This is a genomic window from Pseudarthrobacter sulfonivorans (assembly GCF_001484605.1).
GTDB lineage: Bacteria > Actinomycetota > Actinomycetes > Actinomycetales > Micrococcaceae > Arthrobacter > Arthrobacter sulfonivorans_A.
On record NZ_CP013747.1, the window covers coordinates 2,221,425 to 2,244,083 of the forward strand.

The following is a 22,659-nucleotide window of genomic DNA, read 5'->3' on the forward strand; positions in this document are numbered from 1 at the left end:
GCTCACATACTTCCTCGGCCGGGCACGCCAGGCCGCACGTCTACGCCGGAGTACTTTCCGGCTGCTATGTCCCCGTAAAGGACGGGATGATTGAGGGTTGCAGAAACATAAATTCCGCGGATAGTAATCAGAGCCATGACAGCGTCGCTAACCGTCACGGTAGGCTCGCCGCCGTTTTTAATGGCGCGAATCACATCGTCGTATTGACGGATGTGACCAGACGCATCTACGGTTGGGTCCTGCCCGGAAGCCCCTATCATGTGGTCTTCAGCGAGTTCCCTTGCTGCACGGTTCTCGTCGCCCAACAGTCCCATGTCTGGTGCTGTCGGGGTCCCGTCTGCACAGTGGAAATACGCGAGGCGATCGTTTTCGATGACGGCTGACCCCTGAGAGCCCATGATCTGGATGCGGGTCGGGAGGCCGGGGTAGGCGGCGGTTGTGGCATGCAACACCGCCACAGCGCCGTTCGCGAAAGTGACGGTGGCTACAGCAGTGTCTTCTACTTCTATCCGTTCATGGGCGAGCAAGGCTGTTCGTGCGTATATCTCGATCGGTCGTCCGAAGTATGAGAGAAGCAGATCAACGGTGTGGACGCCTTGATTCATGAAGGCACCGCCGCCGTCGGTGCCCCATGTCCCACGCCACTCCTGGGAATCGTAGTAGCGCTGGCTTCGCCACCAAGGGACGGAAGCTACGGCCGATGCGAGCCTGCCGAACCTACCCTGCTTTGTGGCTTGGGACACGACCATGCTGGCTGGATCAAAGCGGTGTTGGCTTATTACTGATGCCACTATGCCCCGGGACGCGGCCTGCACTGCGGCAGCCTCAAGTTTCTTTGCTCGGGACAAATCAGTATCCACGGGCTTTTCGATGACAACATGTTTGCCGGCGCTTAGTGCTTGCATTCCTAATTCGACGTGCAGGCCGCTGGGCGTCGTGATCACGGCGAGGTCGAAGTTGTCTGCCCTCAGCGCTTCGGTGAGGGTCGTGAATGTTCCTGGACGGGGACAATTCTCATTCTGGATCTTGTCTGCCAAGTCGTTCGATGAGGTCCCAGAAGGTGCTACGAGGGCTGTGATCGTGGCGGTTGGGAAAGACTGGATGGCGCGTACATGGGTCTTGCTGATTGCACCGCATCCGACTATGGCGACCCTGATGGGTTTCATGCGGTCTGGACTCCAGCGTCGGCGAGGATGCTGGTCAGGGCGCGGGTTGCGTCGCCGAAGGCGGCTGGACCCGAGAAGCCGCCGAGCAGGTGGGCGCTGGCCAAATGGGGTTCGACGGAGATGAATCCCGAATACCCGTCAGCTTTGAGGGCGCTGATCGTCCGTGGGATATCACCGTCGCCTTCGCCTGCGGGAACCACCACCTTGTCCGATGCTCGTGCATCCTTTATCTGAAGGTAGGCGACGTGGGGTCGGAGCAGGGCATAGGCCTCATCGAAGGGGGAGATTCCGACTTGGACGAAATTGGCCGGATCCCAGGCGACTTTCAGGGCAGGGGAATCGACGGTTTCCATGATGTCCAGGATCCGAGCCGGATTGTCGCCGTAGATGTCTTTCTCGTTTTCGTGCAGCAGCACGACGCCGGCGTCCTCTGCGAGTGTTGCCAGCGCCGTCATACGCTCCATTACGGCGTCGCGAATGCTGGCCTCGCCTGTAGCTGCGCCACAGTGGAACGAGAAGATGCGAATGAATTTGGCCTTCAGGATATCGGCGGCGCGGATAGCAGTGCGAAGCCGGTCCACTTCGTGTTCCACCGGAAGTTCGATCTCGACTTTTCCGATGGGTGACGCGACGGCGGAGACGTTGATGCCGTTGGTGTCCATGAGCGACCGCAGTTCGTGGAGCTGTGGTTCGCTGAGGTCCAGTATGTTGGTTCCCCAGGCGCTGCGGATCTCGATGTGCTTCGCGCCAAGGGCTTTGAGAACGGCTATCTGAATTCGCGGGTCTGTGTGGATTTCGTCTCCAAAGCCGGTGAGGATCCATGGTTCCGGTGTGATCTTTTGCTTAGTCACTTAACGCCTCCTGCGGTGAGGCCACCGACGAGGTACCGCTGGAAGGCAAGGTACAGGATGATGACCGGGCTGGCGCAGATGAGGGCTGAGGCCATCATCTGGCCATAGAGGGGGAGTGCCCCTCCGTCTTGTGCCGCGCTGAAGAGATGTAGGGCGACAGCCGCCGTCTGTGTTTCGGGATTGCTCAGAACGGAGGAAAAGAGCACGTCATTCCAGCCGAGTAGGAAGGCAAAGATGCCGGAAACGACAATGCCTGGCCAGCTGAGGGGGATGATGATGCGGAACAACACGCCAAGGTTGCTTGCTCCGTCTATCCGGGCAGCTTCTTCCAGTGCTGGCGGAAGTCCCCGCAGGTAAGTGACCATCACCCAGGTGGAGAACGGCAGTGCGAAGGTCAGGTAGGTAAGGAACATTCCCCATCGAGTGCCGATAACGACGACGCCGAGATAAGTGCCTGCGGAAGCGAAGAGTACGAATACCGGGAGTAGTAACAGTGTTCCCGGGATGCTCTGGAGGCCCAGTAGCCCGCGGAGGACGGAAAGGCGTCCTTTGAAGGCAAACCGCACCAGAACGTAGGCCGTTCCGACGGAAAGTATGGCCGACACTACGGCGACGGGACCGGCGATGAGGATACTGTTGCCGATGCCCTTGGCCAGGCCGACGGTGGTCCAGACGTTGATGTAGTTTTCGATGGTGAGGTGCTTGGGGATTATCTCTCCGCTTGCGACTCCTAGGTCTGTGTTCAGAGAAGCAAGCACGATGTATAGAACGGGCCCTAGGACCAGGGCGCACATCAGGATGAGTACGCTCGTCCGGACGGGCGTTGGTAGGAGACGCGTGACGTCCTGCTGGCGCATGTTTGTCCCGACCTGTCTAGGGGATGCCGGCTGCTGCTGTGTCATTTCGTGCCTCCGGGTTCTTCGGTGGTGTCGAGCTTTACGGCTCGGAGGTAGATGAAAAGGGGGATCATGATGAGTACGAGGGAGACGATGGCCATGGCGGCGCTGAGGCCGAACCGCAGGCTTTGGAACGCCGTTACGTATGTCAGGATGGGGAGAACTTCAACATCAATTGGTGTTGGTACGCCGAAGAGAACGAACGGCAGCGTGAAGTTGTTGATGTGGTGCAGCGTCCCTATGAGGCAGGCCAAAGCCACCGGACCCCTCAAATATGGGAAGACGACGTATCGGAGCTTTTTCCACCACATGGCACCATCAAGTGCTGCGGCTTCGTGGACTTCATGGTCCACAGATTGCAGTCCGGCCAAGGACATTAGGTAGATGAAGGGCCATGCGGACCATACTTGGGCGATGACGAGGGCCCAGTAACTGTTGGGCCCGTTAAGCCAGAGGGTTCCTTGGGTGTTGAGCACCTGGTTGAGAATTCCGTCGGGCTGGAAGATGGTTTGCCACACTGTTGCAACCACAAATGCGGGCATGACGTACGGGATGAGGAACAGCGAGCGGACGATTCCACGCCCTCTGAAGTGATTTTGTGTTGCCGCCGCGGCGGCAACCCCGAGGGGAACAGTGAGTAGCGTGGACAGCACGGAGTAGGACACGCTGAGCCAGATCGCTTTGAGCAGCGACGTTTCCGTGATCGCCTCAATGAAGTTGGCAAGGCCCACAAAGGGTGTGGCCATCCACTGCCGGAGCGTGTACTGGTCCAGGTCGATCAATGCAATGTACAGCCCAATGAGCAGGGGGATAACGATGATGAGAAGCATCATCATTCCACCCGGGGCCAGGAGCCAGAGCGGGCGGTTTCTCTGGGTCACACCCCGGCGCCCGCCATTGAGGGTGGCTTTGGACGTTGCGGAAGCCACGTCGGGCTGATCGTCTAACTGCGGGCGCAGTCTCTTTCCAGTGGAGATCGACATGGGCTAGCCCTTGATCCTTTCAACTGCGCTTTCGGCTGACTTTTGTGCTTCCTCCACGCGCTGCTTGATCTTTGCTCTGTCCAGGGTTCCGGACGAAAGTTCAGGCAGGGACTGCACGACCACATTTGTCATTGCCAACTGGACGTCGCTCCATGCGGCTGTAAACGGAGTCGCCTTCGATTTGGATGCTGCTTCCAGGAACGGCTTGTAGTCGTAATTGGAGGCGGGCAGCGCGTCCTGGGCCGCCTTCGTGGAGGGGAGGATGCCTAGTTTTGTGTACTGGGAGAGCTGGGCTTCTTCGCCCGTCATGACTTTGATGAGGGCTGCAGCGAGATGCTTCTGCTGTGAATAGTCGGCGATTACCAGGTTGGTGCCGCCGATAATGCTGGCTGCCTCGACTCCGTCGCTGGGACGGCTCGTCTCACCCGGAGGAGTCGTCGGCAGTAGGGCGAATTTGACCTTCCCTGCAACGGCGGATTTCTCCAGGGTAGGGATAATACGTGAACTCGCCATGGGCAGCATGGCTGCCTTGCCTGAGGCAAACTCGGCCGTTGCCTGGCTGAAGTTCCAGCCTACGGAGGCCGGGTCAACTACTTTATCGTTGGACAACCAGCCGAAGAATGTCTCGTAGGCCTCCACGGTGCTGGAGTCATCCAGACTGACGCTCTTGCCATCAACGAGCGGGTTTCCGGCTTGGGCGCTCATGCCCCAGATGAACTTCCACGGTGCAAAATTGTCCTTATACGGAATTGCCATGCCGTATGCCGTGTCAGTGGTGAGCTTCTTCGCCTGTTCGACAAGACCGTCCCAACTGTTCGCCGGTTTGTCCATCCCTGCGGCCTGGAATAGCTCTGTGTTGTACGCGATTACGAAGGGATCTGTCGCCAGAGGAACGGCGATCTGGTTGTCCTCATTGGGCCCGGAGATACCCAACTGGGCCGGCACGAACTTGTCGCGTCCTCCCATGGTGCTCCAGAGGGTGTCGTCGAGCTTGACGAAGGCCCCGGTCGAATACGCAGTGGGGGTAAAGCTGGTCCCGATGCCGTAGAGGTCCGGGCCCTGCCCGGACACCACTGAGGTCTGAATTTTCGTGAGCTCTTCATTAGCTGAGGCGAAGGTCTCCCAGTGAACCTCAGCTCCTGTCTCTTCCTTGAATTTGGCGCCGACCTCCGCGAACCACGCCTTCTGTGCTTCGCTGTTCACCGAATCGGCCGGGAGGTAGGCATTGAGTGTCTGGCCCTTGCCGTCGATTGCGGTCGAAACGGGTCCCTGGGGGGCGGTTCCGCCGCCACAGCCGCTCAGAGAGACTGAGGCGGCCGCCACGGCCAACAATGCCGCGAGGCTTCTAACAGACTTCATTGTTTGTTTCTTTCTCTAGTGGGTTCCATTCGCGGACTGTGACGCTCGCCACGAATCGGCCTGCATCAATATATAGCTCCGTTGCGCAACAAATGCAATGATTGCCAAAAATTGCCGGACGCCGTATGTTTGTTGCATTCCGGTTCGAAGAGAAGGAGGCCCGGTTTGACTCAGCAGGACGCCTTGACCCCAAGAGCGACAATCAGCGACGTAGCCTTACTCGCGGGAGTCGCCACGTCCACAGTCTCCAGGGCCCTGAGTAATCCCGGCCGCGTCCAGGGCGCAACCCGCAAGCGCGTGGAATTGGCCGCCGCGGAGCTGAACTATTTGCCCAACCCGCTTGCAAAGTCCCTGCGGATGGGTCGGACCGGCGTTGTAGCCCTGCTCATTCCTGATGTGACCAACCCGTTCTACTTCGACATGGTCCGAGGGAACCAAGCCCAGCTGAGAGCCTCAGGATGCTTTCAATTGCTGTGCGACACGGACGAGTCGCCCGAGGTGGAAATGCAGGTCCTCCAGAGATTGGGCAAGACTGCGGACGGAGCCATTCTCGGAGCCACGCGCCTCTCGGACGAGCAAGTCCTCGAGGTTGCAGGCAGCATGCCCCTGGTTATCATCAACCGCACGGTGGGGCAGGTCCCCTCTGTCGTCATCGACACGTCATCGACCATGAGCCAGGCCGTCGAACACCTTTACTCTCTCGGCCACCGTCACATCGCCTACATTTCAGGTCCGGCGACATCGTCCTCGGCAGCGTCACGCTGGGATGCAATCGAAACAGCCGGGCGTCGGCTTGACGTAGACGTGACGAAGATCGGTCCGTTCACTCCGACGGAGATGTCGGGGGCCGCGGCGGCAGATGCAACGCTCAACAGTGGTGCTACCGCATGCATTGCATTTAATGACCTTGTTGCCATTGGCATGCTGCGGCGATTTTCCGCCCGGGGCATTTGTGTCCCGACAGACATCAGTGTCGTCGGCTGCGATGACATCTTCGGGGCTGATTTCTGTAACCCACCCTTGACCACGATGACATCTCCTACCCAGCAGGCGGCCCGTATAGCAACCATGATGCTGACCGACCAGCTGCAGCCAGAGGGGGCTCGTTACGCACGAACACGAGCCACCCTCCCAACACATCTGACTATCCGTGGATCCACCGGACCTGCGCAGATCAGTTCTGAATAACCCAACCGCTCCACTGACTCAGTGCGTGAGAACAGCACTGTGGGAGCGTCTGACTCCCTGAAAGAGAGACGTGAACCATGCCAAAGGAACAAAGGGTCATCTTTGAAGCCCAGGACATCTGCAAAATCGAATCGTTCACCCTGCCCCAGGCCGGACCAGCGGAGGTCCGGGTTCGCAACCTGGCATCGCTGATCAGCCCGGGTACTGAGCTCGCAGTTCTGCGCCATAGGCATAGGGCATTCGCAACTGGCGGCAGAATGGCCAACTGGGTGAAGTATCCCTTTTATCCCGGTTACGCGAGCGTAGGCATCGTGGAGGAAACCGGTAAGGATGTCACAGAATTGAAGGCAGGAGATCTTGTCTGGCACCCGAGCCCGCATTCCACGGCATCCGTAGTTGCCGCTGAGTGTTGCCGCCTTGTTCCGGCCGGTGTCGCAGCCGAGGACGCGGTGTTCTTCGGCCTGGCACAGATTGCCATGACATCGATCAGAAGAGCTCCGTCCGCACTGGGCGAGAAGGTCCTCGTCAGCGGGTTGGGTCTGGTCGGTATTCTGTGTGCACAGCTCTACCGCATCGCAGGGGCCGACGTTGCCGCTGCTGACTACTCCGCTGGCCGACTTCAAAGGGCCAAGCAATTCGGCTGCGAAACAATTAACCTCGGAGCGCAGTCGCTGGAGGAGTGGTACGCGGCCAATCCCGCTGCCGCTCCGGACCTCGTCATTGAAGCGGCCGGCATTGAGAGCAACATCAGCGCGTGTCTCAAAGTCGCTGCTCGAGGTGGACGGGTTGTTTTGCTGGGTAGCCCGCGCAACACGATGGAGATTGATCCGTACACGGACATTCATCTGAAGGGCCTAACAGTCATCGGTGCTCACGAACACACTGTTTCGCCGGAGCAACGAAAGCTCGATGTTCCATGCGTCTTTGAAGTCTGCGGCGGTGCCCTTCAGCTCAGCTCGATCCGGACCCACGTCGTTCCTTACGTTGACGCTCCTCTGCTATACGACCAGCTCGAACAGAATCTCGATGAGTATCTCGCGGTCGTGCTGACTTACTGATGCCCACACGTCTTTCTTCTGCCGGACGGACCTGGCATCCTCGATAATCGAAAACCCCGCACGTGGCCGGCTGCTGCACCAGTTGCAACTGTTGCAGCACTTCCTGCAATAATGAGGGTCAGCAGCCAGTTTTCAACTCCGAGGAGCAAAGTGCCAGCGTCTGCAGATCAGGGTGTCAAGCAGCACGTGACCATGCGCGACGTGGCGGCCTTGGCCGGCGTTGCTGCGTCCACTGTTTCCCGTGCTCTCACGGCTCCTGACAGGGTGTCCGAGGAAACACGGATACGGATCGAGGATGCGGCGAGGCAACTGGAATACGTGTCTTTGGAACGTCCTCGGAACCGTTGGGGAGACGGGCGCCACGGAATGGTTGCGTTGGTGGTCCATACACTGGAGAACCCATTCTGTCTCGACGTCATGAGAGGGGTCGACGCTCAGCTCCGAGCAGCCGGATTTCGGCAGATGGTTGTGACTGTAGGTTCAAGCCCGACCCAGGAAAAACAGATTCTTGAGGAGCTTCAGGGTACTTGCGACGGGGCAGTTTTGGTAGTTCCGACGTTGGACGAGTCTGCGGCTCGGGAGATCAATAAACGTTTGCCGATGGTTACCATTAACCGGGACATTCAAGGAGTCCCCAGCATTATCATTGACACTCCCTCGGCAAGCGTGCAGGCCATGGAACACCTGGTCGCCTTGGGCCATTCAGAGATCACCTATATCCGGGGAGACATCGGCACGTGGAACGAAGTCCGATGCCTGACTGCCCTTGAGGACAGAGGCAAGGAGCTGGGAGTGGCCGTCCGAAGCCTGGGCCCCTTCAGTCCGCACTTGTCCCAAGGGGCTGCAGCGGCTGACGCCGCTGTACATGCCGGTTCCTCCGCCTGCCTTGTCTTCAACGACATCATTGCCCTTGGCATGCTTGAGCGCCTCCGAACACGTGGGATCAGGGTGCCCCAGGACATTAGCATTGTTGGGTGTGATGACATCTTCGGAACATCCATGTCATGGCCGCCGCTAACCACGATTTCAACTCCGGCTGAACAGGCCGGCCTTATGGCCGCCTCGGCGCTGCTCGATGCTGTGGGCTCGCGCAAGGGTTCGTCCAGATCTTCGAGCACAACGCTGTCCCCTCGCCTCATCATTCGGGAATCAGTGGGTCCCGCGCCTGCGCACGGGTAGGGCTGACTGCTCAACGTCCTGACCTGCTCGGGGGTTTACGGTTAGGCCAGTGGTGCGCGGGTAGCCGTTCAAAAGGAACTCGTTTTCGACGTCGAACCCGCTGAGACGGTCACGCAGCATCCTGTTGGTCACGCCGTCGGGAACGAAGTCCCAGGCGTCCATGTACTTGGCCTCGATGCCAAGAAGTATCTGGCCCTTCCCGTTCGACCGGAAGATATCGCCGGTGGAGATCGCAGCATCGCAGAGTCGCTCGGAAATGCGTTGCGCCGGCTTTCCTTTCCGGAACCGGGAGGTCCAATAATCAGCATTCTCGCCATCGCGATCCTTCGAAGTGTCGTTGTTGCAGCTGCGCATCAATCTGCTGAGATTGCGCCTCAGGCTGGATCGCCGCGGCAGGGCCGATCTCACAAAAGCCTGGCCGATCGGGGTGCACTAGCAAATCGTCAGGAAAGAGGCAGCTTAGTTGAAGCTTCAACTAAGTTACTGGCACCCCTGCGTATCGAGTTGGTGCGTATTCTCCTCGGAACAGGCGCTCATTATTGGGTGCGGCTGCGCTTCGTTAGCGTCCGGCCGCACCTTGCTCGAGTGCTCGAAGAGCTCCGGGAAGTGCGTAGACACTGTTGATGAAGCCGAGCTGTATGTTGAGATCGGGCCGAACCGTGCCTTGCTCAAGGCCCCAGACTTTCGTTCCCTTGCGTCGTATCCAGCCGGTCGTTCGGTTGACCCAGCGTTCATAATCTGCCGATATTGCTGCCATTGCGTCGGCCTGCGATCCGAGCTGGCTGACGCCTATGACTTCACTGCCGATTTCGGCGGGGACCCAGAGAAGCACAGGGGAGGCATTCGAGTCCACTAGAGCTTCGTCGAGGGCAGGGTGTAACCGGCCCCAATTGAGCCTGTTGAAGACGCCGGCTTTCGTCGGCTGATCCAGCGCGCCGTCACCTGGGCGGACCGGCACCGGTGGGCCGAGGTCCCGATTGACTACCATCACCTGCGGGGTGGCGAGGGCGTCCCCGCGGCTGAGGGCAACCAGGGGATTTCGAACAACTGGCCACGGATGCAATGTGACCTTGTCCGGTTCTCCCAGGGAGTCGAGTAGCGTCGCTTGGTCCTCAAGGGTCGCAAAGTAGAAAGCGGTAGTCACCATGCTTGGAAGTCTCGCACGAGGTCGCGTAATGGCGCCCTATTCACGTGCGCTCACCGGCATAACGCGTCCAAGCTTCTCCTGCGGCATCTGCGTGGAGGAAGGCGACCTGGTAGCTGTAGCCGAGTGCGTCGGCGACCAGTGGTGGCGGAGTCACGGAGAGGTGCTCGTCCAGTGCCGTGTTCCGTGAGCCGAGCAGTTCAATTCCGAGGCCACGGAGCCTGAGCATGATCGTGTTCGGGTGGAGGTGCTGGCCTGCCCTGGTTCCGGGGAAGAGCCAGTGGCTTTCTGTACCTGATGCTGTTCGGAGGTTGGGGCGGTTCCGGAGGTGCTGGCTGAGGAGTTCCGCGAAAGGCTGTGGGACAGGCACTGGATGCGTGCCTAGGGAGATCGTGATCGTGCCGGTGGTGTCGTTGATGTTGACCGCGTCGGTGCGGAGCGCGGCCACCCGGACCAGTGGTTGGGCATAGAGGAGGAGCAGTGTCCCGGCGACTCTGTAGGGCAGGGACTCGCTGGTGCCGGTGAGCAGTTCCTTTAGCCAGGCAAGGCGTTGGTCCTGCGGGATGGCAGGCCGGCCTTTAGCGGCGTAGTGCCCGATTTCGACGCGCATGTTCGTGCCGGTCTTTTTCGCGAAGATGAAGAAAGTTCGGATGGCTTTTCTGGTGGTCGGCCCGGTCGTGAGCCAGGTGTCCACGTCCTGCTGGGTGCAGGTGGCGGCTGTGCGGCTGTGGGTCTGCCAGAGCCAGTCCAGGAACTTGATGGTTTCAGTGATCTCCTGTTTGGCGGAGTGCACCGGGCGCTGGGCTGGCTTGTCCGGCGTTGCCATGGCACGGATGCGTCGGAGGTGGTGCCATTTGGCGAAATGCTCGACGGGTTTGGCAACTTCGGCGGGCAGGGCGCGCAGCTTGTCGTCGATCCAGGTTTCGAAGCGGCTCAGATAGGGGTCCTGGTGGGGGAGGAGCCCGTGATGCACGAGTAGCGCCCGGAGATGGTCGGCTGCCCGTCCTGCCGTTTCGCGGTGGCTGTCGAGGCCTTCGTGGGTCAGAGGAGTCTGTCCGCTCGAGACGGCCGTCAGGAGCGTCTGGACCTTGGCAGAGCGTTTCCAGGTGATGATGCTTTCCGGGCGATCGGCTTGGCAGAGGACCTCGATCAGGCGGTTTGCAATTGTTGGATCGGCCGGATGAGTGAGCAGCAGGGTGGTGAGGTCGTCCCTGAGTGCGCAGCGGGCGCAGGTGCCGCGGCGGTAGAACTCGCCTTCTTGGTCGCATCGGGCGCAGTGGAAGTTGTGGAGGATACCGGCGCAGGGTGCGCACCGTGGTCCTCCATCCTTTGCGGGTGGGCCGGGGAGCAGTCTGTGGTGGCCGCAGTCGGGGCAGGTGCCGTGGGTGCGGGTCGCGACGGTGAAGCAGGGACCGCAGATCTTGCCTTCGGGCCAGCTCGCCCGGGTCTTGCCGGCGTTGCGGCCGCAGCGGGCGCACTGGACGGTTCCGGTTGTGCGGGGCCGTCCGCGGACGGTGTTGCGCGGGGTGAGTCCTTCGGGGTGTTCAGTGGTCATCGTCGATGATGCGGGCGCGGCGCGGGCGGACGGTGCGGTTGAGGTCTACGACGTTGGGGGAGTTGGCGGTTCCGGTCTTGCGTGCCCGGACGTCGGCGGCGGTGACGGTGATGAGGTCTTCGGGGCCGCAGGAGAAGATGTCGCAGATCGCTGCGATGACCTGCAGGGCGACCCGTTCGGGCTTCTGGTTGACGATGCGGTAGACCTGGGGCCGGGACAGGGTGATTCCGCGCTCGGCGAGTAAGGGGATGAGGTCGGTGGTGTTGTGCAGGCCGCGTGCTGCCATCAGCTCGGAGAGCCGCCACGTGTATTCGACCTGGCGCTTCATCGCTGACCTCCCGATTGTTTGCCGAGTGCGTGGTCCATCGTGCGGTCCAGGGACGCCCGCAGCGTGGTGTTGCGGAAGTCGTCGCTGACGAATTGGTAGATGCCGGTGGTGGAGGCGTATTCGTGGCCCATTTGGTATTGCACGAATCTAGGATCCCATCCGGCCTCCAGCAGGTGGGTCGCGTAGGAGCGCCGCAGGGAGTGCAGGTCCAGCCCGTCCGGCGGCATTCCCAGCTCGTCCAGATACCGCCGGAGCCGCCGCAGGAGGGTGGATTCGACGATGAGTCCGCCGCGTTCGCTGGGGAAGAGGTCGAGGGTGTGAAGGGTTCCCCGGCCGTTGGCGAGCCAATCCTCGAGGACGCCGGTGGTCCAGTCGAAGACCGTCAGGACGCTGCGGGGCTTGGGCGGTGATGCCTTGCGGGACTTGCCGAACCGGACCTTGCAGACACCGAATTTCCCGTACTTGCGCGCGTGCGGGTTGGTTGCGAAGTCGACGGTCTGCAGGTGCCGCAGTTCATTGAACCGAAGCCCGTAGGAGTAAGCCATTTTGAGCATCACAGCGTCGCGGTAGGCCGCCTGCCAACCCTTCTTGCCCGAGGCCTCAATGACCTGAACCTCGTCATCGGCGTGGTCGAAGAGCTTCTGGAGTTCCTCTTTCGTGTAGGCACGCTTGGAGGGTCGGCCTTCGAATTCCTGCACATGGGTGGCGGTGTTCCACTCATAGAAGACCTGGGCCGGATGGGTACCAAAGCGCTGTTCGCAGACCCGGTCCCAGCCATAATCTGGATTGGCGACGTACGACGTGAAGTGACGCAGCGCGGACTGGTGGGCCCGAAGCGTCGAGTGGCTCAAGTGCCGGATCGAGCGCAGGTCCCCGAAATACTCCTCGACATGGGCCGGCGTCCAATGCCACGGAAATTCATTCACATGATCCACGAACCTGCGAACATACCGGATGCGCTGGTCGATGGTGTCGAACTTCAGGTTGCGAGACAGCTGCTGGTTCCGCCAGCCATCGAGCATCTGATCGAAGGTCTGCTGTTCAGGATGAAGCAGCTGGACGGAGCCCAGAAGGTGCACCCGTCCGGATCCATCGACTGCCATTCCGCCTCCTAAACCTGCTTCAAAATCTGAATCAATGTTTCATTAAATGCATCATCTCAGCAAATCCGCAGGTCAGAGGCGTTTTTTCTGTCATTCGGCGCACAAGCCCGGCCCGCCCAGTCATGACTGGGAACATCGACGGGAGTCGGAAAAACCCCCGAACGCCGCGGCGCAAGGCCGCCTCCAACGCGTGGCGCGGAACTCCGCGGGAGAGGGCCTGAATGATTCATCCGATGAGATACGCAGAGTACTACTTTACATAAGATTCATTATCGGCGTGGAAGTACGGGAGTTGTGTTGGATCCGAGAACTCCCAGTCCATGAAAAATCCGACGTTTTCCGCAGGTCAAAGACGTGTTGTGCGTTTGAAGCGATTCGGCTGCGCTGCCCGGATCTGCCCCGTTACGCTGCAAGCTAATAGGTTACCTGCATCTAATGCATGTTTCCATGCATTGGGTATTGCATGAATGGTTGGTGTTCCGGGATTCCTTCCACGATGCTCAGGGATCCGGGCGTCGGCCTGTTCTGCGCCGTCGAACGGACGCTCGCGGCCATCAGGATAGCTGGCGCGTGCAAATGCTTGCCCCGCCGGACTCACACCGCGGCGAGAGCGGCGTGTAGCCGCGGTTTGCCTTGGCGGGATTTATCTTGCGGCCATGGGCTCGGCCACTGGACACGCAGATTTTCAATGGCCTCGGTGATGCGTCGCGCCCGCGAGCTCGCCGAGCTCGCGGGCGTCACCTTCCCTGTGGCTTACCCACCAGGATGCTCACCTGAGGACATTCAAGCCCATCTTGAAAGCACGCTCGGGAGTCATCACTCTCCTGTTCCTTCACATTAGGCGGACGTCTATCCGACTGCAGGCCAGCCTGTGTATGACTCCGCCAAGTAGGCCTTGGCGTGCCGGGAGGAGACCACGGAGTGCAGCTCGCCGAGTTGGCGGGCGCGGTCGAAGTCGTCGGCGCCGGGGACGGTGTGCAGCATGGACGTCATCCAGTAGGAAAAGTGTTGAGCCTTCCATACCCGGTCCAGCGCGCGGTCGCTGTAGGAGTCGAGCAACGCGGTGGAGCCGTTGGAGTAGAAGGAGTCGAGGCCTTCGAAGAGCACTTTGACGTCGTGGATGGCGAGGTTGAGGCCCTTGGCACCGGTAGGTGGGACGGTGTGGGCGGCGTCGCCGGCCAGGAAGAGGTTGCCGTGGCGCATGGGGGTGTGCACGAAGCTGCGGAACGGCAGGACCATCTTTTCCAGGACGGGGCCTTCCTTGAGCTCGAAGCCGTTGCCGTTGACGCGCTTGCGGAACTCGGACCAGATGCGTTCGTCATCCCACTCGGCCACGTTTTCCTTGGGGTCGCACTGGAAGTACATGCGCTGGACGGTCTCGGTGCGCTGGCTGATCAGGGCGAAGCCGTGCTCGGAGTTGGCGTAGATCAGTTCGTCGGCGCTGCGCGGAGCTTCGGTCAGGATGCCGAACCAGGCGAACGGGTATTCGTGGAAGTACCACTTGCGGTGGGCCTCGGGGATCTGAAAACGGCAGTGGCTGCGGGAACCGTCGGCGCCCACGAGGTAGTCTGCCTGGATCTCGAACTCCGCGCCGTCAGCGTCGGTGAACCAGACCTTCGGCTTGCCTTCGAGGTCATGAACGGTGGTGTCCGTGACGCTGTAGCGGACGTCGCCGCCGTCGGCCTCCCGCCGTGCGGCGAGGTCTGCGAACACGTCGGTCTGGGGGTAGAGCCAGACGGACTCGCCCACGAGGTCCTTGAAATCGATGCGGTGGCTTTCGCCGTTGAACCGCAGCTCGATCCCGTCGTGGCGGTCGCCTTCGCGGAGCACACGGTCCGAGACGCCGGACTCCACCAGCATGTTGACTGTGCCGTGCTCCAGGATGCCGGCGCGGACGGTTTCCTGGATTTCCTTGCGGCTGCGGATCTCGACCACGACTGATTCGATGCCCTGCTTGGCCAGCAGGTGGGAGAGCATGAGGCCGGCAGGGCCTGCGCCCATGATGGCGACCTGGGTGATGATGGTTGTGCGTGCCATGGTGTTCCTCGCTTCGTTGCGGATCCCGGCGTTTCGGATCGGGATGAGTCTGGAATCAGTGTGGCGTGCGCTGGTTGACTAGCGTTAGACAAATTCCGTTGAACGGAAGTCGGATTCAGTCCTGCCGCCATCCGCCCAGCTGGCGTCCGATCCCCCGCGCCGCCGTCTGGAGCGCCGGAACCAGCGCCTGAAGGCGCATCTCCGCCAGGGGGACCACGACGCCGAGTGCCGCCACCGTGCGGCGCTTGCCGTCCGTGACCGGCACCGCGATGCCCCAGGTATCCGGGTCGACGATGCCAGCGAGCTGCGCGTAGCCCTGCTGGGCAGCTTCGGCCAGCAAATGGCGGACGCCGTCGGTAGTCAACCTACCGGCCGGGTCCGCGAATTGCTCGAGGTACTCCGCCTGCATCTCACGGCTCTGGTGCGACATTAACGCCAGTCCGGCAGAGGAAATATGTACGGGCATTCGCCCTGCAATCCGTGCCCGGTTAGCGACGGATCCACGCCGCGAAAGCCGCTCCACAAAGAGCGCTTCCCAGCCATCCAGCACGGCCAGATTCACGTTCTGATTCAGGACCTGCTGGATATCCTCCATGAAGGGCATCGCCGCCTGGCGCAGTGCCAACGTGGGCGAATTCCTGTTGACGAGTTCCCATAGCCGCAGCCCGAGCCGCACATTCCCACCGACGCCAAGTTCCAACAGGCCGTGCTCGGAAAGTTGCCGGACCAGCCGGTGGGCCGACGACAACGGAAGGCCTGACCTGTAAGCGAGGTCGGACAACTGTAGCGACGTCACGCCCTCAGGAAAGGCCGCAATCACCCGAACCACGCGGTCCACCACGGAATCACCTGATGCAGAATTTGCCACGGCTGGATCCTTCGCGTCGTCGGTTGAAGTTCCATTCAATGGTACGGCTTTGGATGGCCCGTGGGCGCCGCTAAGGCGGCTAAGCCGACCTGGCATTGACCCCGGAGGACACACCGCGTGTGACGGCACCGCTGCGACGCCCACGGCGGTACCCATCACTGATTGCACGATTCTGGACCCCGCGGATGTGGAGGCACTTGAGACCTGTGATCTGACGGATCCTAACGGCCTATCGGTGGCTCTAAAGGCTTTTCCAAAGGTCTGCCTCCTTTTCACGAGGCCTACTCCCGCCTCATGAATACCCGCCCCTGCCGGTTAAACAACGGGAGTAGAAGTGATTGCGAAACTCCCGTCTCCTGAAGCATCTGGCATTTTCGCAGGTCCTTCGGTCCTTGTGCTCAACTGGGCGTTGTGGAAGTGAATCCGCGCAAATGCAGGAGTGGGTCATCCTTGTCTTCGGCCTCAAAATTTTCGACCAGTTGGTCCCGGGCAGCGACGAGGTGGGTTACGAAGAGCTTGGCGAGCTTTTCAGGATCATCGTCCGTTATGGCCTTGATCATTTCGGCATGCTCGTCATCGGCGCGGTTCCTGCCACCGAGCCATTCGATGTTGGTTTGGGTATATGGCTGTACCAAGGAGAGCAGGTTCTTCAGGAAATGCTCCGTGTGAGGCCGGTTTGCCAGCTTGTAGAGCGTCGTGTGGAAATCAAAATTCAGCCGCATCCATTCGGGAACGGATGAGGAAGCGGCCATCTTCTCTGCCAAGGTCCGCAGTGCGTCGATGTCCCTGCGCATCGCTCCCTGGGTGACGAACTTTGCGATCTCCGGTTCCAAGGAAATACGGAGGTCATAGAGCTCCACCAGGTCCTCGAGCGAACGGGTGCGTACCGTGGCCCCCGAACCGCCCGCCGGCATGTTGACGATTCCCTCGCTGGTGAGAATCCGCAGGGCTTCGCGGACAGGACTCCTGCTCAGAATGGCGGTGACGGGCGTGGCAGAGAAGCCGGCGACCAAAGGCACGTACCCCAAAGGCGTCGCGCGCCGTAAGCAGATCGTGAGGGCGGCAGCCCGCATCTTCGCCCAGTATGGCTACCACGCAGGGTCCTTGCGGAACATCGCCGACGATGTCGGCGTCACCAGTGCAGCCTTGATCAGACACTTTCAAGACAAAGAGGGCTTGCTCACGGCCGTACTCGAATACTGGGATGAGGAGAGCCAGGTGGCCAGCAGCACAGCTCCAGGCCTCGACCACATCCGCCAGCTCCCGGCAATGATGGAGTACCACCTCACCCATCGGGGCCTCATAGAGCTCTTCCTGACTCTGGCCACAGAAGCATCGAATCCGGAACACCCCGCACGGGATTTCATCGTGAAACGGTACGACAGCACGGTGGCGAGCCTGAGCTCCCGGATACGCGAGGCGATTGACGCCGGGGAAGTTTTCCTGCCAGCGGAGCAGGTCGAAAGCGAAGCCAGGGGACTTATGGCCCTGATGGACGGCATCGAGCTCCAATGGCTCCTCCAACCCGAGCTCGATCTAGTGGCCCTTTTCAGCAGCCACCTGGACCACACCCTCGCAAGGTGGACGGGCGAGGTCCAGCCGTTAAGCAACAGTACTGAGGCTTTCGTGGTGCAAGGCATAGCCTGACGGCGATCCTCCTCCTGCAAGCTACCGCTCCGTCCCGGAGGGAGAATTATCCGGTCCGATGCGCAAACCCTGAGGTGCGACGTGCTGCACACGCTGCAATGACCATTGCCAAGAGCTTTTGATCAGATGTCCGTTTGCGGGTACTACTACGCGCGGCCCCACAGCGCTTTGCGCAGCAGCGCCTTGAGGGTGGCCACCTCGGCTGCTTCGAGGACCTGCAGCGTCTCGGTCTCGGCGCGGGCGGCTGCCTCGGAAGCGCGCGCGTGGAGTTTGGCGCCAGCCGCCGTGACAGTTACGGTTTTGGCCCTGCGGTCCGATTTTCCGGCAGCCCTGGTTACGAGGCCGCGCTTCTCCAGGCCGTCCACCAGGGCAACAATCTGGCTTGGATCCAGGCTGAGGAAGTCGGCGAGCTCGCGCTGGGTCGGCTCCAGCCCGCTGTTGGCGAGGACAAGCACTGAGTACGAGCGTTCCTTGAGGCCAAAGTCAGCCAACGCCTGGTTGTTCAGCACGGATCCGGCGGCGTGCAGCTTAGCCAAGAGGAACCCCACGGCATCGGTGATTGGGGCATCCACCAGCTTCTGCGCGCCGGACAGCTTTTCGCCCCGTATTTCGACTGTCATGGCCCGCTCCAAATAGTTCCCAAAATAAATCGTTGACATTTACAACAATCTATATTCTCATGGATACAGAACAGCATCCCATGCCGAACGGCGGGATGCACAGTCAGTTAGCAAAGGAGCAGCGATGAGCCTGTCAGGCAAAGTAGCAATCGTCACGGGTAGCGGACGGGGACTTGGCCTTGCCTACGCCCGGGAACTCGCCCGCCAGGGTGCCGCCGTCGTTATCAACGATGTTGACGCGGACGTCGCCGCGGACGCTGTGCGCACCATTGAGTCCGACGGCGGCCGCGCCGTCGCCGTCGTCGCCCCCGTCGGCAGCACTGAAGTTGCCAAACAGCTGGTGCAGGAAGCAGTGCAGACCTTCGGCCGGCTGGACATCCTGGTCACCAACGCCGGGATCCTCCGGGACAGGTCACTGCTGAAGATGACCGACGAGGACTTTGACCTCGTGATCAACGTCCACCTGAAGGGCACCTTCACGTGTGCCCGGGAAGCGTTCGGCTACTTCAAGGAGAATGGCATCGCCGGCCGGATCATCACCATCGGCTCCCCCACCGGACAGCGCGGCAACTTCGGCCAGACCAACTACGCCGCCGCCAAGGCCGGGATCGTGGGCATGGTCCGGACCTGGGCCCTGGAGATGAAAAAGGCCGGCGTCACCGTCAACACGGTCATCCCGGTCGCCGCGACCGCCATGACCAAAACCGTCCCGTACTTCCAGAAGGCCGTGGAAGCGGACGAACGCGGCGAGGCCATGCCGGCCTTCTTCCGCCACGAGCTGGGCTTCGGAACGGCCGACGACGTCGCCGGGCTGATTGCCTTCCTCGCCTCCGACGCGGCGGCCGGGATCACCGGCCAGGTCATCGGCGCCGGCGGTGACCGGCTGCAGCTCTGGACCCACCCCGAGGCCGCCGCCACCGAATACCGTGAGGGCGGCTGGGGCTACGAGGACCTCGTCGATAACTTTGACGCCCTCTTCGGGAACAAGCTCCAAAGCGTCGGCGAGGAATTCCTCCCGCTGCCCGAGGACCTCAAGCCCGAACCCGCCCAGGCGCGCTGACATGGCCGCAACCCGCTACGAACTGGGCATCGACGCCGCGAAGCTCGATGCGATCGACATGCACGTGCACCTCGAGGTTGATGGCCACGGCCACCAGTCCCTGCCGCCGGCCCTAACCGAAGCCTCCGCCAAGTACTTCAAATCAGAGGACCGCACGCCCTCGCTGGACCGCATCGCGGAGATCTACCGCGGACTGAACATGGCCGCCGTCGTCTTCACCGTCGACGCCCGCACCCAGCTCAAGCACGAACCCAACAGCATCGACGACCTGATCGCCGGCGCGGCCCGGAACAACGACGTCCTGATCCCGTTCGGCAGCGTGGACCCGCGCACCGGCACCGAGGCGATCCAGGGTGCGAAGCACCAGGCCATCGACCTGGGTGCCCGCGGTTTCAAGTTCCACCCGTCCCTGCAGGGCTTCGATCCATCCAACGAACAGTTCTACCCGCTCTGGGAAACCCTCCAGGAACTGGGCCTGCCGGCGATCTTCCACACCGGACAGAACGGCATGGGCGCCGGGCTTCCCGGCGGCTACGGCATCAAACTTGGCTACTCCAACCCGCTGCTGCTCGACGCCGTCGCCGCGGACTTCCCCGAACTGAAGATCATCATGGCCCACCCCTCCGTGCCCTGGCAGGACGAAGCCAACTCCATCGCTACCCACAAATCCAACGTGTTCATCGACCTCTCCGGCTGGTCACCAAAGTACTTCCCGGAATCCCTGGTCCGCATGTCCAACTCGGTCCTCCAGGACAAAGTCCTCTTCGGCACCGACTTCCCCCTGATCACCCCGCAGAAATGGCTCGGCGCGTTCGCGGACCTCCCGCTCAAGGACGACGTCCGGCCCAAGATCCTCAAACACAACGCCGTCCGCCTACTCGGGCTGGACAGCACCACACCCTAACCGCACGCTTTTTCCACCCCAAGAACCATCCAGGAGCCAAAGATGCCCAACCTCGTCGTCGATTTCGACAAACTACTCACCCTCGCCGGCACCGACCTCGGCGTCACCGAATACATTGAAATCACCCAGGACCAGATCAACAAATTCGCCGACGCCACCGGCGATGACCAGTGGATCCACGTCGACCCCGAACGCGCTAAGGACGGCCCGTTCGGCGCACCGATCGCGCACGGATTCCTCACCCTGTCCCTGATCATTCCGTTCTGGGGCGAGCTGTTCGACGTCGACGGCGTCACGGCCAAGGTCAACTACGGCCTCGACAAGGTCCGCTTCACCTCCCCCGTGAAGGTGGGCTCGCGGATCCGCATGCAGGCCACCATCGCCGAAGTCACCGAGGTCAAGGGCGGTGCCCAGATCAAAGTCGCGAATACCATCGAGATCGAGGGCCAGGAACGCCCCGCTGTTGTGGCCGAGTTTTTGGCCCGGTTCTACAAGTAATTCGCCTCTTCCCTACTTCATGAAAGGACCCCCGTGGAGAACTTTGGCATCGGCTCCTGGCTGCAGCGTCGCCGCCCGAAGTCCGGTAACAAGACCGCACTCATCAGCGGCAACCGGGAGCTGAGCTATGAGGCATTCGCGGACCGCAGCGTCCGCCTGGCCAACGCCCTCCGCGACCGCGGCGTGGCCAAGGGCGACCGGGTGGCGTACCTGGGCGAAAACCACCCCGCATTCCTCGAGACCCTGTTCGCCGCAGGCTTGCTGGGGGCCATCTTCGTCCCCCTCAACACCCGGCTGGCACCCCCCGAAATCCAGTTCCAGCTCCAGGACTGCGGGGCACACATCCTCGTGCACTCCCAGAGCCTCGATGTGCTCGGCACCCGCGGGTCGGACGCCACCCCGGTAGCACGGCGCATCGTGGTCAACGACGCCGCCGACACTGCGGCGGCGACAACAGCCACTCCCCGGGACCAGGCCGTGGTTTCCGTTGAGGACTTCGAAGCGGTCCTCGCATCCGGCACGGAGGAGTTCCGGGATGAGACCGTGGGGCTCGACGACGGCGCCATGATCCTCTACACCTCGGGCACCACCGGGCGGCCCAAGGGGGCGCTTCTGACCCACGGTAACGTGGTCTGGAACTGCATGAACGTCATCGTGGACTTCGATTTCGCGTCCACGGACGTGGCGCTCATGATCTCCCCGATGTTCCATGTCGCCTCCCTGGACATGGGCGTGCTGCCCACCCTGCTCAAAGGCGGAACCGTGGTCCTGGAAGCCAAGTTCGAGCCCCAGCGCACCCTCGAACTGGTCCAGAAGCACCGCGCCACCACCCTCAGCGGCGTGCCCACCACCTTCCAGATGCTCTGCGAACATCCGGACTGGGAAGGCACCGACCTGAGCTCCCTGACAAAGCTGACCTGCGGCGGCTCAGCCGTTCCCCTGAGGGTCCTGGACGCCTACGAGCAGCGGGGCCTGCACTTCTCCAACGGCTACGGCATGACCGAGACCGCCCCGGGCGCCACCACTCTCCCGGCGGACCGTTCGCGGGAAAAGGCCGGCTCCTCAGGACTGCCCCACTTCTTCACCGACGTACGGATCACCGACTTTGACGGCAACCAGGCTCCGCCCGAAACCGTGGGCGAAATCCACATCAAGGGCCCCAACGTCATTGGCCAGTACTGGAACCGGCCGGAGGCCATCGACCAATCCACAACGGCCGATGGCTGGTTCAAATCCGGGGACATGGGATACAAGGACACCGACGGCTTTGTCTTCATCTCCGACAGGCTCAAGGACATGATCATTTCGGGCGGCGAAAACATCTACCCGGCCGAAGTGGAACAGGCCATCACCGAGCTCGTGGCAGTGGCCAGTGTCGCAGTCATCGGCGTTCCCGATGAAAAGTGGGGTGAAGTGCCTCGTGCCGTCATCTTGCTACGTGAAGGCGCCCACCTCACGGAAGACCAACTTAAGGAACACCTCAACGGCCGGCTCGCCCGGTACAAAATTCCGAAGTCTGTCGTGTTCGTGGCGGAGATGCCGCGGACCGCCAGCGGAAAAATCAAGAAAACAGGACTGCGGCAGCAGAGTTCCTGAACCAGGTAGACAGGTGGCCGCAGTCAAAGCCGAGGATTGGTCTGGGCTTTATACAGCCGGCGTTGAACGACTGAAGCCCAGGGCGCGTCTTGTTGTCGTCGGCTCGCGGGTTCATCGGATGCAAGTCCGCCGCCACCCACACGAAGCCGCCTGCTTGATCACCATGGTCGGCCCTGAAAACGTCCCGCTCGAACGCGCCGTCGGTTCCGTGATGAGTACGTTCATTCGGGAGCGTCACAACTATCATGGCGTTCCACGTTCGGCGGGGGAACGCTCTGGCGGCACTCATTGGATCTAGCAGCGCCCAAAAACTCCATGATGTCCTAGCATCCACGCAATCTGCCGGAGCGACGCTCCGTAACCATAAGTCGCGAAGACCTCGCTCGCCTTCGCGAGGATCTGCTGACGTCTCATGAGACCGCTTTTGTATGGGCCGCGGGTATGTCGGACCTCGCTCATTCGACCGTCTCCCAGCCATGTCATGAAAATCCGCGAAACGTCTTGTGCAAATGTTATCGCGCTTATACAGTTACGAAATGTCATCGCACGGATACTTTTGAGGTTTGTCAACCGGTTGACTGTACGGATAAGTAACGTGATGCTTCGGCGTGGACAGAGC

At 61.2% G+C, this 22,659-nt stretch carries 21 protein-coding genes and 1 pseudogene; 8 read left to right on the forward strand and 14 right to left on the reverse strand.

Annotated elements, in window-relative coordinates:
• Positions 1-2: 2 nt before the first annotated feature.
• Genes AU252_RS09955 through AU252_RS09975 form a run of 5 tightly spaced genes read right to left on the reverse strand, consistent with a single transcriptional unit; the run spans position 3 to position 5,255 of the window.
• Entirely contained in the window at positions 3-1,166 is a 1,164-nt protein-coding gene (locus AU252_RS09955) for a Gfo/Idh/MocA family protein (RefSeq protein WP_058930577.1), read from the reverse strand.
• Positions 1,163-2,017: a sugar phosphate isomerase/epimerase family protein gene (locus AU252_RS09960; RefSeq protein ID WP_240484369.1), complete on the reverse strand. Its 855-nt coding sequence runs from the start codon at positions 2,015-2,017 to the stop codon at positions 1,163-1,165. The genes AU252_RS09955 and AU252_RS09960 overlap by 4 nt, the downstream gene beginning before the upstream one ends.
• Positions 2,014-2,919, reverse strand: coding sequence for a carbohydrate ABC transporter permease (locus AU252_RS09965; RefSeq protein WP_058930578.1), 906 nt, complete (start codon positions 2,917-2,919; stop codon positions 2,014-2,016). The genes AU252_RS09960 and AU252_RS09965 overlap by 4 nt, the downstream gene beginning before the upstream one ends.
• Entirely contained in the window at positions 2,916-3,896 is a 981-nt protein-coding gene (locus AU252_RS09970; protein WP_083510337.1) for a carbohydrate ABC transporter permease, read from the reverse strand. The genes AU252_RS09965 and AU252_RS09970 overlap by 4 nt, the downstream gene beginning before the upstream one ends.
• A 3-nt stretch (positions 3,897-3,899) precedes the next feature.
• Positions 3,900-5,255, reverse strand: coding sequence for an ABC transporter substrate-binding protein (locus AU252_RS09975; protein ID WP_167349822.1), 1,356 nt, complete (start codon positions 5,253-5,255; stop codon positions 3,900-3,902).
• Between the two features lie 165 nt (positions 5,256-5,420).
• Here AU252_RS09975 and AU252_RS09980 point away from each other — a divergent pair, with 165 nt between their 5' ends.
• The 3 genes from AU252_RS09980 to AU252_RS24995 all read left to right on the forward strand — a co-directional run bounded on the left by AU252_RS09980 (position 5,421) and on the right by AU252_RS24995 (position 8,680).
• Positions 5,421-6,443: a LacI family DNA-binding transcriptional regulator gene (locus tag AU252_RS09980; RefSeq protein ID WP_058930579.1), complete on the forward strand. Its 1,023-nt coding sequence runs from the start codon at positions 5,421-5,423 to the stop codon at positions 6,441-6,443.
• A gap of 77 nt (positions 6,444-6,520) precedes the next feature.
• Positions 6,521-7,501 (forward strand): zinc-binding dehydrogenase, encoded by a 981-nt coding sequence (locus tag AU252_RS09985; RefSeq protein ID WP_058930580.1) that lies wholly within the window; start codon positions 6,521-6,523, stop codon positions 7,499-7,501.
• A gap of 192 nt (positions 7,502-7,693) precedes the next feature.
• Positions 7,694-8,680 (forward strand): LacI family DNA-binding transcriptional regulator, encoded by a 987-nt coding sequence (locus tag AU252_RS24995; protein ID WP_430929484.1) that lies wholly within the window; start codon positions 7,694-7,696, stop codon positions 8,678-8,680.
• Between the two features lie 48 nt (positions 8,681-8,728).
• Here AU252_RS24995 and AU252_RS09995 read toward each other — a convergent pair.
• From AU252_RS09995 to AU252_RS10030, 8 genes and pseudogenes are all read right to left on the reverse strand, one after another.
• Positions 8,729-8,988: pseudogene (locus AU252_RS09995) on the reverse strand (nucleoside monophosphate kinase); the annotation flags it as partial.
• Between the two features lie 251 nt (positions 8,989-9,239).
• The gene (locus tag AU252_RS10000) at positions 9,240-9,827 is read right to left on the reverse strand and encodes a hypothetical protein (RefSeq protein WP_058930582.1); all 588 of its coding nucleotides are present in this window, start codon (positions 9,825-9,827) and stop codon (positions 9,240-9,242) included.
• A gap of 40 nt (positions 9,828-9,867) precedes the next feature.
• Complete coding sequence (locus AU252_RS10005) at positions 9,868-11,379, reverse strand: recombinase XerD (protein ID WP_083510339.1); 1,512 nt, start codon at positions 11,377-11,379, stop codon at positions 9,868-9,870.
• Positions 11,369-11,707: a helix-turn-helix domain-containing protein gene (locus tag AU252_RS10010; protein WP_058930583.1), complete on the reverse strand. Its 339-nt coding sequence runs from the start codon at positions 11,705-11,707 to the stop codon at positions 11,369-11,371. The genes AU252_RS10005 and AU252_RS10010 overlap by 11 nt, the downstream gene beginning before the upstream one ends.
• Positions 11,704-12,810, reverse strand: a complete 1,107-nt coding sequence (locus AU252_RS10015) for a tyrosine-type recombinase/integrase (RefSeq protein WP_058930584.1) — start codon at positions 12,808-12,810, stop codon at positions 11,704-11,706. The genes AU252_RS10010 and AU252_RS10015 overlap by 4 nt, the downstream gene beginning before the upstream one ends.
• Positions 12,811-13,659: 849 nt before the next feature.
• A complete protein-coding gene (locus AU252_RS10020) occupies positions 13,660-14,847 on the reverse strand; it encodes a 4-hydroxybenzoate 3-monooxygenase (protein WP_058930585.1) in 1,188 nt (395 codons plus the stop codon).
• A gap of 115 nt (positions 14,848-14,962) precedes the next feature.
• Positions 14,963-15,715: an IclR family transcriptional regulator gene (locus tag AU252_RS10025; protein ID WP_058930586.1), complete on the reverse strand. Its 753-nt coding sequence runs from the start codon at positions 15,713-15,715 to the stop codon at positions 14,963-14,965.
• 398 nt (positions 15,716-16,113) lie between these two features.
• Entirely contained in the window at positions 16,114-16,734 is a 621-nt protein-coding gene (locus AU252_RS10030; RefSeq protein WP_167349824.1) for a GntR family transcriptional regulator, read from the reverse strand.
• On the opposite strand from AU252_RS10030, the gene AU252_RS10035 reads away from it, so the two are divergent.
• Positions 16,706-17,362 (forward strand): TetR/AcrR family transcriptional regulator, encoded by a 657-nt coding sequence (locus AU252_RS10035; RefSeq protein ID WP_167349825.1) that lies wholly within the window; start codon positions 16,706-16,708, stop codon positions 17,360-17,362. The genes AU252_RS10030 and AU252_RS10035 overlap by 29 nt on opposite strands.
• 146 nt (positions 17,363-17,508) lie before the next feature.
• Here AU252_RS10035 and AU252_RS10040 read toward each other — a convergent pair whose 3' ends face one another.
• A complete protein-coding gene (locus tag AU252_RS10040) occupies positions 17,509-17,982 on the reverse strand; it encodes a MarR family winged helix-turn-helix transcriptional regulator (protein WP_058930589.1) in 474 nt (157 codons plus the stop codon).
• 124 nt (positions 17,983-18,106) lie between these two features.
• Between AU252_RS10040 and AU252_RS10045 the strand changes: the two genes are divergently transcribed.
• The 4 genes from AU252_RS10045 to menE are packed head-to-tail and all read left to right on the forward strand — an operon-like array spanning position 18,107 to position 22,040.
• Positions 18,107-19,042 (forward strand): SDR family NAD(P)-dependent oxidoreductase, encoded by a 936-nt coding sequence (locus tag AU252_RS10045; protein ID WP_058930590.1) that lies wholly within the window; start codon positions 18,107-18,109, stop codon positions 19,040-19,042.
• 1 nt (position 19,043) lies between these two features.
• Positions 19,044-19,946, forward strand: a complete 903-nt coding sequence (locus AU252_RS10050) for an amidohydrolase family protein (protein ID WP_058930591.1) — start codon at positions 19,044-19,046, stop codon at positions 19,944-19,946.
• Between the two features lie 42 nt (positions 19,947-19,988).
• Positions 19,989-20,444: a MaoC family dehydratase gene (locus tag AU252_RS10055; protein WP_058930592.1), complete on the forward strand. Its 456-nt coding sequence runs from the start codon at positions 19,989-19,991 to the stop codon at positions 20,442-20,444.
• Positions 20,445-20,477: 33 nt separating this feature from the next.
• A complete protein-coding gene (gene menE / locus AU252_RS10060) occupies positions 20,478-22,040 on the forward strand; it encodes an o-succinylbenzoate--CoA ligase (protein ID WP_058930593.1) in 1,563 nt (520 codons plus the stop codon).
• The last annotated feature ends 619 nt before the right edge of the window (positions 22,041-22,659 follow it).